18 protein-coding genes are annotated in these 16,915 nt (G+C 69.4%); 11 read left to right on the top strand and 7 right to left on the bottom strand.

The window, feature by feature from the left end; genetic code table 11:
- Positions 1 to 9 precede the first annotated feature (9 nt).
- Positions 10 to 660, top strand: a complete 651-nt coding sequence (locus tag EGH21_RS12035) for an RNA 2'-phosphotransferase (protein ID WP_220618725.1) — start codon at positions 10 to 12, stop codon at positions 658 to 660.
- A gap of 116 nt (positions 661 to 776) precedes the next feature.
- Positions 777 to 2,069, top strand: a complete 1,293-nt coding sequence (locus tag EGH21_RS12030) for a hypothetical protein (protein ID WP_220618724.1) — start codon at positions 777 to 779, stop codon at positions 2,067 to 2,069.
- 1 nt (position 2,070) lies between these two features.
- On the opposite strand, the gene gpmI is transcribed toward EGH21_RS12030, so the two are convergent.
- Entirely contained in the window at positions 2,071 to 3,630 is a 1,560-nt protein-coding gene (gene gpmI, locus EGH21_RS12025; protein WP_220618723.1) for a 2,3-bisphosphoglycerate-independent phosphoglycerate mutase, read from the bottom strand.
- Between the two features lie 87 nt (positions 3,631 to 3,717).
- On the opposite strand from gpmI, the gene EGH21_RS12020 reads away from it, so the two are divergent.
- Positions 3,718 to 4,083 (top strand): carboxymuconolactone decarboxylase family protein, encoded by a 366-nt coding sequence (locus EGH21_RS12020; RefSeq protein WP_220618722.1) that lies wholly within the window; start codon positions 3,718 to 3,720, stop codon positions 4,081 to 4,083.
- Positions 4,084 to 4,158: 75 nt separating this feature from the next.
- Complete coding sequence (locus EGH21_RS12015) at positions 4,159 to 4,551, top strand: DUF7522 family protein (protein WP_220618721.1); 393 nt, start codon at positions 4,159 to 4,161, stop codon at positions 4,549 to 4,551.
- Here EGH21_RS12015 and EGH21_RS12010 read toward each other — a convergent pair whose 3' ends face one another.
- Positions 4,552 to 5,469 carry a sodium:calcium antiporter gene (locus tag EGH21_RS12010; protein ID WP_220618720.1) on the bottom strand — a complete coding sequence of 306 codons (918 nt, stop codon included), beginning with the start codon at positions 5,467 to 5,469 and terminating at the stop codon, positions 4,552 to 4,554. It abuts the gene before it with no gap.
- Positions 5,470 to 5,663: 194 nt separating this feature from the next.
- Here EGH21_RS12010 and EGH21_RS12005 point away from each other — a divergent pair, with 194 nt between their 5' ends.
- The gene (locus EGH21_RS12005) at positions 5,664 to 6,917 is read left to right on the top strand and encodes a DNA double-strand break repair nuclease NurA (RefSeq protein ID WP_220618719.1); all 1,254 of its coding nucleotides are present in this window, start codon (positions 5,664 to 5,666) and stop codon (positions 6,915 to 6,917) included.
- A gap of 1 nt (position 6,918) precedes the next feature.
- Here the strand turns inward: EGH21_RS12005 and EGH21_RS12000 are convergent, their stop codons facing one another.
- Both EGH21_RS12000 and EGH21_RS11995 read right to left on the bottom strand, forming a co-directional pair.
- Complete coding sequence (locus EGH21_RS12000; protein ID WP_220618718.1) at positions 6,919 to 7,254, bottom strand: DUF7113 family protein; 336 nt, start codon at positions 7,252 to 7,254, stop codon at positions 6,919 to 6,921.
- 77 nt (positions 7,255 to 7,331) lie between these two features.
- Positions 7,332 to 8,123 carry an endonuclease/exonuclease/phosphatase family protein gene (locus tag EGH21_RS11995; RefSeq protein ID WP_220618717.1) on the bottom strand — a complete coding sequence of 264 codons (792 nt, stop codon included), beginning with the start codon at positions 8,121 to 8,123 and terminating at the stop codon, positions 7,332 to 7,334.
- Between the two features lie 87 nt (positions 8,124 to 8,210).
- Here EGH21_RS11995 and EGH21_RS11990 point away from each other — a divergent pair, with 87 nt between their 5' ends.
- The gene (locus EGH21_RS11990; protein ID WP_220618716.1) at positions 8,211 to 10,025 is read left to right on the top strand and encodes an ATP-binding protein; all 1,815 of its coding nucleotides are present in this window, start codon (positions 8,211 to 8,213) and stop codon (positions 10,023 to 10,025) included.
- A gap of 68 nt (positions 10,026 to 10,093) precedes the next feature.
- Positions 10,094 to 10,795, top strand: a complete 702-nt coding sequence (locus EGH21_RS11985) for a Bax inhibitor-1 family protein (protein ID WP_220618715.1) — start codon at positions 10,094 to 10,096, stop codon at positions 10,793 to 10,795.
- Positions 10,796 to 10,804: 9 nt separating this feature from the next.
- Here the strand turns inward: EGH21_RS11985 and EGH21_RS11980 are convergent, their stop codons facing one another.
- Entirely contained in the window at positions 10,805 to 10,993 is a 189-nt protein-coding gene (locus EGH21_RS11980; protein ID WP_220618714.1) for a hypothetical protein, read from the bottom strand.
- Between the two features lie 212 nt (positions 10,994 to 11,205).
- On the opposite strand from EGH21_RS11980, the gene EGH21_RS11975 reads away from it, so the two are divergent.
- Genes EGH21_RS11975 through EGH21_RS11965 form a run of 3 tightly spaced genes read left to right on the top strand, consistent with a single transcriptional unit; the run spans position 11,206 to position 13,482 of the window.
- A complete protein-coding gene (locus EGH21_RS11975; RefSeq protein WP_220618713.1) occupies positions 11,206 to 12,216 on the top strand; it encodes an N-acetyltransferase DgcN family protein in 1,011 nt (336 codons plus the stop codon).
- Positions 12,213 to 13,262, top strand: coding sequence for a dipeptide epimerase (locus tag EGH21_RS11970; protein WP_220618712.1), 1,050 nt, complete (start codon positions 12,213 to 12,215; stop codon positions 13,260 to 13,262). Before EGH21_RS11975 ends, EGH21_RS11970 begins: the two co-directional genes overlap by 4 nt.
- Positions 13,263 to 13,320: 58 nt before the next feature.
- Positions 13,321 to 13,482: a hypothetical protein gene (locus EGH21_RS11965; protein WP_220618711.1), complete on the top strand. Its 162-nt coding sequence runs from the start codon at positions 13,321 to 13,323 to the stop codon at positions 13,480 to 13,482.
- A 31-nt stretch (positions 13,483 to 13,513) separates the two neighbouring features.
- Here EGH21_RS11965 and EGH21_RS11960 read toward each other — a convergent pair whose 3' ends face one another.
- Positions 13,514 to 13,987, bottom strand: coding sequence for a redoxin domain-containing protein (locus EGH21_RS11960; RefSeq protein WP_220618710.1), 474 nt, complete (start codon positions 13,985 to 13,987; stop codon positions 13,514 to 13,516).
- Positions 13,988 to 14,086: 99 nt separating this feature from the next.
- Here EGH21_RS11960 and EGH21_RS11955 point away from each other — a divergent pair, with 99 nt between their 5' ends.
- Positions 14,087 to 14,830: a hypothetical protein gene (locus EGH21_RS11955; protein WP_220618709.1), complete on the top strand. Its 744-nt coding sequence runs from the start codon at positions 14,087 to 14,089 to the stop codon at positions 14,828 to 14,830.
- A gap of 1 nt (position 14,831) precedes the next feature.
- On the opposite strand, the gene EGH21_RS11950 is transcribed toward EGH21_RS11955, so the two are convergent.
- Positions 14,832 to 16,766, bottom strand: coding sequence for a glutamate-cysteine ligase family protein (locus tag EGH21_RS11950; protein ID WP_220618708.1), 1,935 nt, complete (start codon positions 16,764 to 16,766; stop codon positions 14,832 to 14,834).
- Positions 16,767 to 16,915 lie beyond the last annotated feature (149 nt).

Below are 16,915 nucleotides of genomic sequence, written 5' to 3'. Positions count from 1 at the left end.
GCTGTGGTGATGCCAGCGGACGTACGGACCTGCGACGACCACGGCTTCTTCGAGGGCGAGACCTGTCCCGACTGTGACGACAGCGGCCGCCTCGTCCTCCGGGGCGACCGCCGACGACGACTCTCGAAGTTCGTCTCGGGGGCGCTCAGACACTTCCCCGAGGACGCCGGCCTCGAACTCGACGCGGCGGGCTGGACGCCGTTCTCTGCCCTCGTCGCCGCCGTCGAGCGGAAGTACGACTGGGCCGACCGCGAGTCGCTCGCGGCGGTGGTCGCGACGGACCCGAAAGGACGGTTCGAGCGCACCGGGAACGGGGACGTCGAGGACCGGGTTCGCGCGGCCTACGGCCACTCCGTCGACGTGTCGCTGGACGCAGGCGACGACCCCGTTCCAGAGACGCTGTACCACGGCACCGCACCGCGGAACGTCGACGCCATCGAGCGCGAGGGACTGCGACCGATGGGCCGCCAGCAGGTCCACCTCTCGGCCAGCGTCGCCGACGCCCGCGAGGTGGGCCGCCGCCACGCCGACGACCCCGTGGTGTTCGCCGTCGACGCGGCCGCGATGCAGGCCGACGGGCGCGACGTGACTCGCAGGGGTGCGGCGACCTACACCGCCGACGCGATTCCACCGCGGTATCTCGACCGTCTCCCTGAATGAACAGGGGCGCTCGTCCCTGTCCCCTCGCGCGAATCACTAGATTTATGCTGGGATTCTCAGTCTGGTACGATAGACGGGGCACTGGGGACGGCGGGGGCAGCACGTCGAACCGAGCGATGGTATCCGGAGACGCAGGGCACACACGGCGGACCGACGGACACCTCCGTGAGCGGCCGCTCCGTGACTATCTCGGGGGCGAGGAGACGCTGTTCCACGTGCTGACGAACCACCGCGTGGGGGTCGAACGGGCCGGCGAGGAGACGACGCAGATACGGCCGGCCGACGACTGCGGCGCCGTCGCCGGCCTCACCGACAGACGCGTCCTCCTCCTCGTCGGCGACCCCGCCGGCCACGACGGCGACTTCGTCGCGTCGCTCCCGTACGCCGACGTGACCGAGGCGACGGCCGCCGCCGAGACGCTCACCGCCAGTCTCCGGTTCGAGACGACGATGGGCGCGACGTGGTCGTTCACCGCCCGCGAGGCCGACGTCGACGAGGTGGCGGGGTTCCTCGCCGACGCCTGCGACGGGTGGGGCGAGGTGACCACCGCACTGGACGACCTCGACGACCACTGCGACGCCCTCGCGGACGCACTCGACGCGGCGAACTGGGCGGCGTTCGACGAGCGTCTCGCCGCCGCGGAGTCGGCCCTCCAGACCGCCCGCGAGGGCGCCGACGAGGCACCCGTCGATGGCGTCGTCGACCGCGTCGAACGGCTCTCGACCGACCTCTACCGACTCGTCCGCGACCGCCACGTCGGACGCGGCGAGGAACTTCTCTCGGAGGCCGAGCGACTGCTCGACGACGGCGACTTCGAAGCGAGTTACGACCGCATCGGGACCGCTCGGGAGCGGTTTCAGGACGCGACCGACGTGGCGACGACTCACGACGCCGACGACGAACCCGCCCAGACCGGCCTCGCGGCGGCCGACGACCTCGAAGCGACCGTCGCGGCCCGACCCCTCGAAGACGCTCGTGAGGCCGCCGACGCCGTGGACGAGACGGCCGACCCCGCCGACCGCGTCGCGGCGCTGGAGGACGCGCTGGACGCCTACCGCGTCGTCGCGCGTCTCGTGACCGCCGAGGGGAGCCCCTTCGACGGCGACCCGGACACCGCCCGCACGGAGACCGAGACGGTCATCGCCGACCTCGTGGCCGCGCGCGTCGAGTGCGCCCGAGAGCGGCGCGCGGCGGGCGAGTGGGAGTGGGAGGCCGGCAACGACGAGGCCGCCTACGAACTGCTGTCGGCGGCCCGGGACGACTTCGACCGGGCCGTCGAACTGGCCGCGGCGTTCCCGCCGGGCGACGCCGACGCTATCCGGGTAGAACGCGACGAACTGGTCGAGGACATCGACCCGCTGGTGATTCGGTACGAACTCTCGCGGGCCAACGAGAGACTGGAGAACTGAGCTACTCGACCAGCGGCGTGCCGGTCATCTCCTCGGGTCGGTCGATGCCCATCAGCGTGAGCATCGTCGGCGCGAGGTCGGCGAGGGTGCCGCCGTCACGGGCCGTCTTCCCGTCGGCGGTGCCGTCCGGCGAGAGGTAGACGAACGGCACCGGGTTGGTCGTGTGGGCGGTGTGCGGGTCGTCCTCGGTGCCCATGTCGTCGGCGTTCCCGTGGTCGGCACAGACCAACAGGTGGCCGCCGGCCGACTGGACCGTCTCGGCGAGGCGGCCCAGTTGCTCGTCGACGGCTTCGACGGCCTCGACGGCGGCGTCGAAGTCACCGGTGTGGCCCACCATGTCCGGGTTCGCGTAGTTGAGCACCATCGCGCCGGGGTCCTCCGTCTCGACGACGTCGACGGCGGTGTCGGTCACTTCGGGGGCGCTCATCTCCGGCTGGAGGTCGTAGGTGGGCACGTCGGGGCTCTCGACGATGTGGCGAATCTCGCCCTCGAACTCCACCTCGCGGCCGCCGTTGAGGAAGTAGGTGACGTGGGGGTACTTCTCGGACTCGGCGAGGCGGAGTTGTGTCTCGCCGGCCTCCGCGAGCATCTCGCCGAGCACGTTCTCTGGCTGGTTCGGCGGGAAGGCGACGGGCACGTCGAAGGTGGCGTCGTACTGGGTCATCGTCACCAGCCGCGTCGCCGGCGGGTCGGTGTCTGCGCCCCAGTCCTCGGGGCGGATGTCGGCGAGCATCCGGGTGAGTTGCCGGGCGCGGTCCGAGCGGAAGTTGAAGAAGACGGCCGCGTCGCCGTCGTCCAGGGCCGGCCGACCGGAGACGAGCGTCGGTTCGACGAACTCGTCGGTCTCGCCACGCTCGTAGGACTCGGTGACGGCGTCGACGGCCGTCTCCGCCGTGAACTCGGCCTCGCGGTTGACGATGGCGTCGTAGGCCCGGCGGGTCCGCTCCCAGTTCTGGTCGCGGTCCATCGCGTAGTAGCGGCCCGAGACGGTGGCGACGTGGCCGGTGCCGTGTTCGTCGGCGTGGGCCGCCAGTTCCGTGAGGTAGTCCTCGCCGCCTGTCGGCGAGGTGTCCCGACCGTCGGTGAAGACGTGGGTCACGGCGTCGGCGCCGCGCTCGCCGGCGAGTTCGATGAGCGCGTGCAGGTGGTCCTGGTAGGAGTGGACGCCGCCGTCAGAGACCAGCCCCATGAAGTGGACCCGGCCGTCGTTGTCGGCCGCGTAGTCGAACGCCGACAGAATCTCGGAGTTCTCGAAGAACGCGGGGTCCTGTGCGGCGTCGTCCGGTGGGCTCTCGCCCCGCGAGCGAGCGATACTGTCGCTGACGCGAGCGGAGTCCTGCTTGACGACGCGGCCGGCGCCGATGTTGAGGTGGCCCACCTCGGAGTTCCCCATCTGGCCCTCCGGGAGACCGACCCGGCGGCCGTGGGTCTCCAGCGTCGAGTGTGCGCCTGCGTCCCAGTACCGGTCGAAGTTCGGCGTGTCGGCCGCGGCCACGGCGTCCCGTACGTCGTCGTCCGGGTTGAGGCCCCAGCCGTCGAGGATGACGAGCCCGACTTGCATACCCGAAGGGTGGCGTGACCCGTGTAATAGCCCTTCGGTCGCTCGGAGTCGGCCCCGTTTCTGCACCGCCGGTTGCGCTTTTACCCTTTGAAAACAACCCATTTTCCGAGGACACGAACTGCCGAACTGGCGTCGTTCGACGAGACGCTCGGCGACCTGCTGAGCGACGCACCGGCGATAGAACAGTTCACGGGGTTCCTCGAAACCGCAGAAGGTGACGGCGCGCTGGACCACGAGACGAAGGAACTGATGTCGCTGGCTATCAGCGTCGTCGTCCACTGTGAGAACTGCATCCTCTGGCACACCGACGCGGCCCTGAAAGCGGGCGCGACCCACGAGGAAGTCGTCGACGCGCTGAGAGTCGCCGTCGTGATGGGCGGCGGCCCGGCGCTGACCTACGCCGCCGAGGCCCACGAGACGCTCGAAGCGTTGGAAGACGAACGAGGCGAGTGACCCGTCCGTAGCGGGCCGCCGTCTGGGGGTGCCGGGAACCCCGAGGTTAAGAGGCTGGGCCGTCACGCTACGGGCATGACACGGAACATCCTCTCGGACGACCTCGCCGACAGCATCGTCACGACGGCGCGGACGGCCACCGGCGACTCGCTGCGGTCGGTCACCTACTTCACGCGGGCGAACTTCGAGCAACTGTACCTACGAGAGGACCTCGAACAGGACGCGGACCTCAACGACTTCGTCGGCCACGAGTGGCAGGGGTACAAGCAGACGAAGAACGCCTATCAGGATTCCGAACTGGGCGAGTACCGCTTCACCGTCCGGGCCTTCGAGAACGGGTACCTCCTGCGGGCGACGACGGAGCGACAGGGCGTGCTCATCACGACGGACGGTCTCTCGATGAGTTCCTACGAGGAGATAGCCGAGGCCATCGAGCGACTCCTCCGCGAGGAGTCGGGCAAGGAGTAGTCAGAGCAAGTTGGCCAGCCAGTTGGCGGCGTTGAGCGCGGCCAACAACCCCCCTTCTAGCCGCGAGAGCGCGGCGTCGGTGTAGAACAGTACGGTCACGAGGACGACGGTCCCCAGCAGCCACGCCGTCCCCTCGACGCCCACCGGCGTGACCGGGAGCGGCTGGACGACGGCCGCGAGTCCCAGCACCCCGAGGACGTTGAAGATACAACTCCCGACGAGGTTGCCCGCGGAGATGCCGGTCCGGCCCTGTCTGGCCGCCGCCATCGAAGTGGCGAACTCCGGGAGCGAGGTGCCGGCGGCGACGACGGTGATGCCGACGACCCACTCGGAGACGCCCACCGTCTGCGCGATGTCGACGGCCGAGAGGACGAGGAGGTGCCCGCCGCCGACGACCAACCCGAGGCCGACGACGAGTCGCCCCGCGTCTGGCCAGTGGAACGGTCGGTCCCCGTCGGGTGCCATCCGCTCGCTCCCCTTGCGAGCCAGATAGAGGAGGTACGCGACCAGTCCCGCGAACAGGAGCGCCCCCTCGACGCGGCCGAGGCGGCCGTCGGCGACCAGACCGAGCAGGAGCGCCGTCGTCGCCACGAGCAACAGCGAGTCCCGCCGGACCAGCGTCCGGGAGGTGGCCAGCGCCTGTACGAGGGCGACGCCGCCGAGGACGAACCCGAGGTTGAGGACGTTCGACCCGACGACGTTGGCGACGGAGATGTCCGTCTGGCCCGCGAGTGCGGCGTCCAGCGTCACGGCGAACTCCGGGGCCGAGGTGCCGAAGGCGACGACGGTGAGTCCGACGACGAGGCCGGGCACGCCGAGCCGGCGGGCGATACGGGCGGCACCGGTGACAAACTGGTCCGCGCCGAACCAGAGCGCGACGACGGCGACACCGATAAACAGCGCGTCGAACAGCACCATCTCAGACGGGGTGTGTCCGCGGGGCGACTCGCTCGGCCGATGCGGGCGACATGCCACGGGCTACCGCCAGCACACACCTAACCGTTGTGCCTATCGACGGCACCGTCTCGCGGCGCAGGGTACGAGAATCACACATCGAACCCGAACGGGACAGAGCCCACCAGAGTTATGCTCCCGCCAGCGAACCCACGCACATGACGCTGGACCCGGTACACGTCGACGGCATCGCGAAACTCGCCGGACAGGTGGGTGCGACCGTCGAGTCGAGTGACCAGGGGGCCGCCGCCGAGGAGGTGTGGGCGAACTTTCTCGACCCGCTGTACGACACCGACGGCCGCGAGATTCTGACCCCGCTTGGCGAGCAACGCCGGCGGAAGGTCCCCGTCGCGGACATCGCGCTGGAAGAGCCGCCGTTCCCCACTCAGCACGGGCTGGACTCGGGGACCATCAACCCGACGACGTTCAAGAACGGCCTCGTGCTGGACGTCGCGCAGGCGGCGATGAGCGCGACGCCCTCCGACGTGGACCTCCACCGCGGCCGGACCATCATCATGGCGGTCCACTCGAACGACACGACGCTCCGGTTCGACGGCGACTGGCGGGCCGACGACCGGGGGTACGCCCGTCGTCGGGTCCTCGACGCCCCGCAGGTCGACCGCTTCGAACAGCGCGTCGTCCACGCGCTGGCGCTGTACCTCGCCGAGAGCGAACACGCGCTGTTGAACGCCGACGCCGTCGAGGACCTGTTCGTGCTGGACGGCCCCATCTACCCGACCGGACTCCTCCGGTGGGCCGACCGCGACACGGAACTGGCGGAGGTGCTGGCCGAGGACGACCGGCCCAAGAGCGTCGTCGGCAACTACGTCGAACTCGTCGAGCGGTTCGTCGAGCGAGACGTGCCGCTGGTCGGGTTCGTCAAGAACGCCTCGCGCAAGCCGCTGACGCGCGCCGTCCGCAAGAAGACCAACGCGCCGTGGACGAGTGACACCGCCTTCTTCCGGCACGTGCTGGAACGCCGGGACGACGACGGTGAGCGACGGGACGACGCGCTCACCTGCACCAACTGGTTCCGCTCGCGGGCGGGCACCGACGGGACGATGGCCGCCGACGGCGACGCATTGGGCATCGAGCGGACGCTGAGTTCCGAACTGTACGAGGTCACGTTCTTCGTCTGCTACGACCCCCGCACCGACCTCGTGTTCCGCGTCGAGGCGCCCTACGCGTTCACCAAGGACCCCGACCGACGGGAACGGCTCACGCGCCAGATACTCCACGACGTGGCCGCCGAGCGCGGCCCGCCGCTGGCCATCGCGAAGGCCGACGAACTCGCGAGCATCGACCGACAGGGCAGCGAGGAACTCACTCGCCGCATCGAACGGGAGTTCGACGTCGACCGGGACTCCTCGTACGACGACCACCGCTGGGGCGCCGTCGAAGAGACGTTCTGAGTCAGGCGTCCTCCGGCCGTGCCACGGTGACGTCGACGGACGACCCGACGACGCCGAGGCGGGCGAACTGCGTGCGGACGTGCTCTTCGGCCGCCGCGAGCGCCGCGTCCCGTGACTCGAACCCCCGTGGCATCGGCGACTCGAAGGCGACCCGTAGCTCCCGGTCCCCGACGGTCTGGACCTGCCCGCCGCTCTCGACCTCGTAGAAGGAGTCACAGACCCAGACGTACGGCGACCCGTCGTCCGGCGCACCGCGGTAGGAGGGCGGGTCCTCGCCCGGTTCGTACAGCGTGCCAGTCAGTCCGGTCCCCCCGGCGGTCCCGTGAACGAGTAACATACCCGTAGCTACGCGCTCTGCCGGCAAAAACTCCCCGAGGACCGTCGTCGCTGACAGGTCGGCCGGGGAGCGACGAGTCAGAACCGACAGTCGGCGACCACGGGGAGGTGGTCCGAGGCGTAGTGGTCGTCGTCCCGGTCGGTGACGGCCGCCCAGCTATCGACCGCCATCCCCTCGCTGACGAACACGTGGTCGATGCCCATCTCGGGGACGAGGTCGTGGAAGTCCGTCCGCGTCGTCGTCGGCCCGTGCCGGGTGGGCGTCAGCTCCCGGGTGTCCCTGAGCGTCCGCCCGTCGGGGAGCGTGTGGCCGTCGGCGCGCCGGTGCGCGCGGTCGCCGACGACGCAGTTGAAGTCGCCGCTCAGGACGACCGCCTCGTCCGCGACGACGTCGTTCAGGCGCGTCAGGACGAGGTCGATGCCCGCACGTCGCGCCTCCTCGCCCACGTGGTCGAGGTGGGTGTTCACCGCCAACAGCGAGCTGCCCGTCTCCCGGTCGCGGAAGCGGCCCCACGTCGCCACCCGAGGGTGTCGGGCGTCCCACCCGACGCTGCCCGGGGTCTCCGGGGTCTCCGAGAGCCAGAACGTGTCGGTCCCCTCGCAGTCGAACCGCGCGGTGCGGTAGCCGATGGCCGTGTGTTCGCCGCCAGCCTCGACCGTATCGCGCGGGTCGCCGACCCAGTCGTACGCCGGGAGGAGCGTCTCCAGTTCCAGCATCTGGTGGGTCTGGGCCTCCTGTACGCCGACGACGTCTGGCGCGTGGTACCGAATCGTCCCGGTGACGAGTCGGCGTCGGTGGGACCAGTTGTCCAGTCCGTCCTCGGGGGCGTCGTAGCGAACGTTGAACGACATCACCCGTGCCGGGTCCATACCGCCACTCCACTACCCACCAGCGTAAGGTTTCACTTCCGCCACGCTGGGGAAAGGTGTTAATCCCCGGCTACCGTGGGTGTCGGTATGTCCGACCTCGGGGATTTCACCGACTTCGACGACGAGGGCGAGGCCGACGACGCGGCGTCGGCTACCCCGCCCGTGGACTCGACCGACGAGACGGTCGAGGACACCGACGACGGGTTCGAAGACATCGAGGCCACTCCCGCCGGTGCCGACAGCGGCCTCGGCGTCCTCTCGGCCGCCGACGGCCTCCGTATCAGCGAGGAGGCCGAGGAGTGTCACCTGCAGGCGTACGTCACCGCCGCCAACCGCTCGGCGGTCCGCATCGGGAAGTACCTCCTCGTCCCCTACCCCGACGGCGAGCGCCTGTTCTGCCGCATCTCGGCGCTGGAGTACGCACAGGAGTTCCGCGCCGACGACGCCACCGAGATTCACGCCCGCCGCGCGATGCGCCAGCAGGGCATCGACGAACAGGACTTCAAGTTCATGGCGGAACTGGACCCGGTGGCCGTGCTCTATCAGGACGGCGACGAACTCAAGCGGCGGATGACCGACCGGGTGCCGAAACCCGAAACCGTCGTGCGGGAGGCCACCGACAAGTCCGAAATCAAGACCGGCCTGAAGATTCCGGAGGACGGCGTCTTTCTGGGCCACCTCTCCGTCGGCGGCGAGAAGGTCAGGACGAGCGCCGAACCGCCGACCATCGACTACCGCCTGAAAGACGACTACGACGACGGCGACCCCCTCGTCTTCCGCCACACCCTCGTCGCCGGCGGCACCGGGTCGGGGAAGACCCACAGTTCGAAGAACGTCCTCCGGCAGTATCTGGGCCGCACCTACGAGATGACCGACGGGCGCTCGCCGGAACTCGCCGTCGTCCAGTTCGACCCACAGGACGAGTACGCCCAGATGCACGACGACAACCCGAAACTGACCGACGAGTTCGCCCGGCGGTGCGAGCGAGAAGGCGTCGCCTACGGCGGCTACGACGACACCATCGCCTTCGTCCCGAAGGTGGCCGGCACGGAGTACAACGCGAGCCACCACCGCGCCGAGCAGGTGGAGTTCACGATTCCGTTCTCGCTCGTCCACGAGAACCCGTGGCTCATCGCCGGGTCCAGCCTCAACGACAACCAGTACGGGGCGCTGGTCAACACGTTCCTCGAGCGGTTCGAGCGCGAGTACGGCGAGAGCGGCACCTACGACCAGTTCCTGACCTTCCTCGACGACCCGGCGCTGAAAGAGGAACTCCACGAGGCCGGCGACGTCCACGAGGCCACGTTCGACGCCGTGAAGCGCCGGGTGCGCGGGTTCGGCGCCGTCTTCGACCAGGACGCCCGGCCCATCACCGACCAGATATCACAACTCGTCCGGGACGGCGGCCTCACCGTCATCCCCACGTACCACATCACGGACTCGCGGACGGCCTCCACTATCGTCCTCGCCGTCTCGAGTCTCCTCATCGACCAGAAACTCTCGAACGACCCCACCTACGACCGCATCAAGGAGACCCCCCTCGTCCTCGGGATGGACGAGGCCCACAACTTCCTCACCGACGCCGACAGCGTGCAGGGACGCAAGGTCATCGGGAAGTTCACCGAGGCGGCCAAACAGGGCCGGAAAGAGCGTCTGGGACTCTACCTCATCACACAGGACCCACAGGACATCGCCGACCCGGTGTTCAAGCAGATAAACACGACGATGGTGCTGAACCTCGGCGACGAGGACGCCATCAAGGCCGTGAACATCCCCAGCAACCTCGAGTCGAAGGTGCCCTACATGGAGAAGGGCCAGCGGGTCGTCTACTCGCCGGACAACTCCGAGCCCGTCGAACTCATCGGCCTCTCGACGTGTGTCACCCGGCACGGGCGAGACTGACGCGGAATATGCGTTTCGGCCGTCTGGGATGGAAAAGACCCATGTGTGGCAGTCGAGTGGAGCCAACGATGAGTAGCACATTCGACCGCAGTACGCTGAACGCCGGTGCGACGGTCGACCGGAACATCAGCAAGATAATCGGGATGGGGACCGCGCTGGTCGCGGTCAACATCCTCGTGATGCTCGGCCTCTCGTACACGCCGATAGCGCCGCTGGGCGCCGCGCTGTTCTCCAGTTTCTTCGTCGGCATCGCCGTCTTCGCCGTCACCGTCGGGGGCGGGTTCTGGATAGCGACCAAGGGCGTCGAGCGCGGGAGCATGGGCCTCGCCGGCGTCGGCGTCCTCCTGATTCAGGGCGGGTACGGCCTGTTCGGGGCGGCGATACTGTACATCTACGGCGGCGGCCTCCGCGTGCCGGCACTGGGCATCACCACCGTCGTCACCGGGGCCATCACTGCCGTCGTCGCCACCGTCGTCTTCAAGAGCAACTACGACTTCTCCGGGTGGCAACGCTACGCCTTCGGCTGTTTCATCGGCGGACTGGTCGTCGGTGCCGCCGGCGTGTTCCTGAACCCCATATTGCTCGTCGTCGCCGGCCTCCTCTTCTTCCTCGGGTTCGTCGTCGACCTGACCTACGAGATATGGGCCGTCCGCGAGAACCGCTACGCCAGCGACCTGCGCAACGCCATCGGCATCTACGTCGCCGTCATGGGCGTGTTCGTCCACGTCCTCCAGTGGGTCCTCCGCATCCTCTCGATGCTGAACAGGTGAGACGGACCGCTATCGACGACGCCGGCGCGGGTCGCTCGCGTCGCGCGGTGGCTGCTCGTCGGCGTAGCCGGGCACCTCGGCTCTGACGGTGGCGAACAGGGAGACGCCGAGGAGTATCCCGAACGTCAGTGCGAGCAACCCGAGCGTGACGGCGATGTCGGCTAGCGGTTCGCTCGACGGGGGGAGTGTCGAATACATGTGGTGGGCCGGGCGCCTCTGTGCGGGGGTAGGGGGGCCGTGACGATATTCTTTCTCCACGGTGATAGTTAATCGTAGTATACGTGTCGTGCGACTGCCACCGCAGGGGTGCGAGGAGGTCACCCAGACCGAGAGACTGCGACTGGGTGTCACCCCCCGACGGACGGTCGCCCGACCATACCTTTAGGCACGGGGGCCGCGACAGTTCTCGTATGCAGGTCGCCGTCCTCGCCCACGAATCGTTCCCCGACCGCGCCAAGACGGCGGTCGGGTTGCTCCGTTACGGTGACCACGAGGTGCGGGCCGTCATCGACAGAGCGCGCGCCGGCGGCCGCGTCGCCGACGTCCTCCCGGACGTACAGGACGCCCCCATCGTCGCCTCGATGGCCGACGTGCCGGCGGTGGACGCGCTGGTCGTCGGTATCTCACCCATCGGCGGCGGGTTCGACGAGTCGTGGCGGCCCGACGTCCGGGCGGCGCTCGAACGCGGGTGTGACGTCGTCGCGGGACTGCACGACTTCCTCGAAGACGACCCGGAGTTCGTCCGTCTCGCCGAGGAACACGACGCCGAACTGCAGGACCTTCGGAAACCGCCGGACGACCTCACCGTCGCCGAGGGTACCGCCGGCGAGGTGGACGCCACCGTCGTCACCACCGTCGGCACCGACTGCTCGACGGGGAAGATGACCGCCTCCTTCGAGATACGCGACGCCGCCCGCGAGCGAGGGCTCGACGCCGCCGTGGTGCCGACGGGCCAGACCGGCGTCGCCATCACCGGCTGGGGCATCGCCGTCGACCGGGTCATCGCCGACTACGCCGCCGGCGCCGTCGAGCGCCTCGTCGAGACGCCCGAGGAGCAGGACCTCCTCGTCGTGGAGGGACAGGGCGCGCTCGCCCATCCGGCCTACTCCGGCGTGACGACGAGCATCCTCCACGGGTCCGCGCCGGACGCGCTGGTGCTGTGTCACAACGCCGGACAGGAGGTCATCCACGGCTACGAGTCGTTCGCCATCCCGCCGCTGGACGAGTACGTCGACGTCTACGAGCGGCTCGCCGCGCCCGTCTCCGAGGCCACCGTCGACGCCGGGATGCTGAACACCAGCGCCCTCGACGCGGACGACGCGGCGGCCGCCGTCGAGACGTATCGCGAGGCGCTGGGCGTCCCGGCGACGGACCCGGTCCGGGACGGCGTCCCCGACGAGGTGCTCGACGCGATTCTATGAAGTGGCACGTCGAACGGTACGACCTGCCGCTCTCGACGCCGTTCGGTATCGCCCGGCGGACCAGCGAGACGAGCAGTACCGTCGTCGTCGAACTCACCCACGAGGGCACGACCGGTGTCGGCGCGGCGACCCCGACCGAGTACTACGGGGAGACGCCCACCAGCGTCGCCGAGACGCTCCCGGACCTGCTGACGACCGTCGAGTCCGTCGGCGACCCCCACGCCGGCCAGCGCATCGAGCGCCGCCTCCACGAACAGGCCCCACACCAGCCAGCGGCCCGCACCGCCGTCTCCATCGCGCTGGCCGACCTCGCGGCGCGTGACGTGGGCGTGCCGCTGTACCGGCAGTGGGGACTGGACCCCGACCGTGCCCCACCGACCTCCTACACCGTCGGCATCGACCCCCCGGAGAAGATGGCCGAGAAGGCCGTCGCCGCCGTCGAGGCCGGGTTCTCGACGCTGAAGGTGAAGCTCGGCACCGACGCCGACCGAGTCCGGTTCGAGGCGGTCCGAGAGGCGGTCCCCGACGCCGACATCCGGGTCGACGCGAACGCGGCGTGGGACCCCGAGGAGGCAATCACGGCGGCCGGGTGGCTCGAAGCCGCGGACGTGACGATGCTCGAACAACCGGTCGCCGCCGACGACGTCGAGGGCCTCCGGCGGGTCACGCGGTCGACGGCGATGCCGGTGTGTGCCGACGAGTCTTGCGTGGTCCCGACGGACGTGCCGCGGGTCGCCGACGCCTGCGACGTCGTCAACGTGAAACTCGTCAAGTGCGGGGGCCTGCGGGCCGCGACGCGCCTCGTCCACGCCGCCGACGCCCACCGCCTCGCGACGATGCTCGGGTGCATGGTGGAGTCGAACGCCTCTATCGCCGCCGCGGCCCACCTCGCACCACTGGTCGACTACGCCGACCTCGACGGCGCACTCCTCCTCGCCGACGACCCCTACGAGGGCGTCCCGGTCGACGGGGACAGCTTCGACCTCCGGGCGGTCGACTCTGGGACCGGCGTCCGCCCGAACCCGGCGTTCGACGACGGCGACTGACACGGCCCTTGCATGTGAAGGCCGGGAGGTTATTCGCCCGGCGCGGTGAGCGGACGACGTGACCGAGTACTGCGACAACTGCGGCACGGAGCTAGAACCGGCACAGGCCCGCCACCAGCGATACATGGTGGAACACGCGTCCGACGACGTCGCCACGCTCGAAGGGGCCCTCTGTTCGGACTGTTTCTACGAGTTCGAAGCGTGGCTCGACACCGAGTAGCGCGCCAAAGAACAGCGGCTTCGTCGCCTTTTCAGGCGCTCTCGACAGCCCCGAGGAGTTCCTCGTAGTCGGGTTCGTTCGTCGGGTCGTCGGCGACCCAACTGTACGCGACGTCGCCGTCGCCGTCGACGACGAACACGGCGCGGTTGGCGACGCCGTGCAGACCGAGGTCGGCGATGTCGATTTCGAGGCCGTAGTCCCGAATCGCCTCGCGACTCATGTCGCTGACGAGGTCGAACTCGAGCCCGTGTTCCTCGCGGAAGGCGTTGAGCGAGAACGCCGAGTCCGCACTCAGACCGAGGAGCGTCGCACCGGCGGCCTCGAAGTCCGCGAGGTGGTCCTGCAGTGCGACCATCTCGTTCGAACACGGCGGCGTGAACGCGCCGGGGAAGAACGCGAGTACGACGGGGCCGTCCCCGAGGTGGTCGGACAGTTCGAAGGCCTCTACCTCTCCGTTCGCGACTGTCGCCGAGACGTTCGGTGCGGAATCGCCTGTGGATACCATCGACCGTTCGTTGGCGCTTGAACCGAATAAATGGTAGCAACCCGGGAACCACTGCCCGGTCCCACCGGCTACTTGCCGGTTCCGCCCAGAGGGGGACGTATGCGTCCGGCACTCTGGGTCGCGCTCGCCGCCGTCACCGTCCTCGCCGGGTGTACGGGCGCCTTCGCCGGCGAGGGGACGACTGCGACGCCGGAGCGAGTCACCGCCGCGCCCGTCCCCGAACCGACGCCGGGACGCGTCACGCTCCCTCGAACGGCCGACGGGACGCCGGACGTGGGCCGTATCGTCGTCGAACACCACCAGACGGTGCGGTCGCGGAGCGTCCACCGGCGCCTCGTCGTCGACGAGGGGCAGTCGGCGACGGACGTCTGGGTCGACCGGGACCGAGACGTCGTGCGGGTCCGCCAGCGGTTCGGCCGGTCGACCGACGACGTGGTCGTCGTGGACGGGCGACGCTACACGCGAACGCGGGACGGCGAGGTAGCGGCCCAGCCGACCAACAACTCGCTGCCGGCGGTCGACACTGCGAGCGGTCTGTTCGTCCTCCAGCGACACGTCGCCGGCCTCGTCTACGACCGGACCGGGTCCGTCACCCGTGACGGCACGCGACTGGCCGTCGTTCGCGCGAACACGACGAACGCGACGCTCTCACGGGGCGGGTTCCGGACCGTCGTCGCCGCCGACTCGCGACTGTACGTGGACGGCCGCGGCGTCGTCCGGTACCTGGACCACCGCGAACGCTACGCCGACGGGTCGGTGCGGTCGCTGACGATGCGCGTCACGACCGACGTCGAGCGGGTGCCGCTCCCCGAGTGGGTCCCCGTCGACCCCTACGCGTCGTAGCTCACAGCCACTCGGCGAACTCGTGGTGCTCGCGACTGTGCTCGAAGTAGTCGCGTTGCATCTCCGTGATGGCGGCTTCGAGGTCGTACCCGTCGTCCAGATACGACCTGACGCGCCCGACTTTCCACGAACTCGGCGTCTCGCCGGCCTCGTAGCGCCGCTCGATGGGGTCGAGGTACTCGTCGATTCGTTCCTCCGGGACGTCCTGTTCGGCGAGGCCGAGGCGGGCGTAGTGGAACACCTCGGCGAAGACGACGTCGGGGTCGGTGGTGCGCTCGCCGTGGCTGGTGACCCACGCGAGGTCGGCGTCCAGTCCGTCCTCGGCGGCGGCGTAGAAACTCCGGCGGGCCTCCTGCCACGGCAGTTCGGCCAGCGGATGGTCGGCGGCGACCAGCCCACGGATGAGGCCGACCGTCAGCGCCTGCAGCCCTATCATGTCCGTGACGTGTGGCTGGGTCGGTAGCGGCCGGTACTCGATGCGGAGCGAGCGCTCGCTCGCGGCCCCGTCGACCGCGGTACCGCCGACGACACAGCGGAGCCACCGCCAGTAGGTGCCCCGCTTGTGGTCGAACTCCCAGAACTCGTCCTCGAAGCCGTTCCGGTCGTCGTCTTCGAGCCACTCCCGGAGGAACGGGGCGAACAGGTCGTCCGCGACGACGCGGTCGACGACGTCCGTCACGTGGTCGATGTCCTCCGGCACCCGGACTTTCGGGTTCGCGCTGGTGTTGACCGACTGCTCGAAGGCGGCGATGCGGAGTTCGTGGTGGGTGTGCTCACAGAGCCACTTGCCGTCGACGCCGTCGTACATGTCCGCCGGGAGGAACGGGGAGTTGGTCGAGAGGGCGAGCAGCGGCCCGAGCGTCCGGATGGCGGCGTTGTAGTAGGCGGGGAACGTCTCGGTGTCGGGAATCTGGAGGTGGGGCTGGATGGAGGTGGCCAGCGACTCGAAGAGGATGGTCGGGAACGCCCCGTCGTAGCCCGGCACGTCGAACGGAATCTCGCCGCCGGCGTGCTGGAGCGCCTCGTTGTCGAGGGCGACGTACCGCGGGGCCTGCCGCATGTTGTCGGCCAGCACCACGCCGTCGCGGGCCTCGTGGGCCGAGAGGTAGGACTCGCTGCCCTCTTCGGGGGGAATCGTCCACATCGCGTCCAGTACCAGTTCGCAGTGCTGGTTGCTCGCCTGCGCGCGGGCCTGCTTGGTCTGCATCTCGACGGCGGTGGTCTGGACCTCCATCCCCGTCTGGTCGAAGGTGTTGGGTTCGGTGTTGACCTCGGCGTTGTGCAGACCCAGTTCCTTGTTGGCCTCGCCCTCGAAGACGACGTCGGGCAGACGGGTGAGTCGGCCCGTCCAGTCCTCGGGGTCCATGTAGGGCTCGTCCTCGTCGGCCACCGCCTCGACGGCCGGTTCGCCCTCGTCTTCGGGTGTCTCGGTGTCGTCCTCGGCCAGCGGGCTGTCTGGGTCGATGTCCAGCGACGGCCCCTCGCCGGGACCGAACTGGTCGTCCTCGTCGTCCTCGCCGTCGTCCGCTGTCCCCTCGTCCCCGTCGCCCGAACCCGCCGGTGCCAGCGGGTCGTCGTCGGTCTGCTCCGGCGAGACACCGCCCTCGGGTTCGAGCGAGGCCCCGCTCTGGTCGCCGGGTTCGGCCGGGGCGTCGAGTGACCCGTCCCACGCCGACTCGCCGCCGCCAGACAGGTCGTCGTCCAGGTCGCTCTCGTCCACCTCCGCCTCGTCCTCGTCGTCGGGTTCCGGTGGCTCCGGCACGCTGTTGATGGCGTACAACTCGATTTCGAGACCGACCGAGAAGGACTCGTTGTCGAACTCACCGGCCTCGATGGCGGTCCGTAGCTGTGCCGCCTGCTTGTCGACCCGGTCGGCGAACTCCGTGTACGTCTCGTCAGCCAACGAGCGGCGCACCAGGTCGACGATGTCGTCCATACCGTGAACTGTGGCGGTTCTTCCCTTATAACTACCCCGTCAGCGGCGAGGTTCTCGGGTGTGCTCGCGCTCTACGCCACCCGCCGGTCGTCGTGCCACCGAGGGCCGACGTCCTCGCTGTCGTTCGTCTGTCCCTCGCTACTGCTCCA

It is taken from the genome of Haloarcula rubra (genome assembly GCF_019599465.1).
Taxonomy (GTDB): domain Archaea; phylum Halobacteriota; class Halobacteria; order Halobacteriales; family Haloarculaceae; genus Haloarcula; species Haloarcula rubra.
Note: the sequence above shows the minus strand (reverse complement) of the source record. Positions and strands in the feature narration are given on the sequence as shown.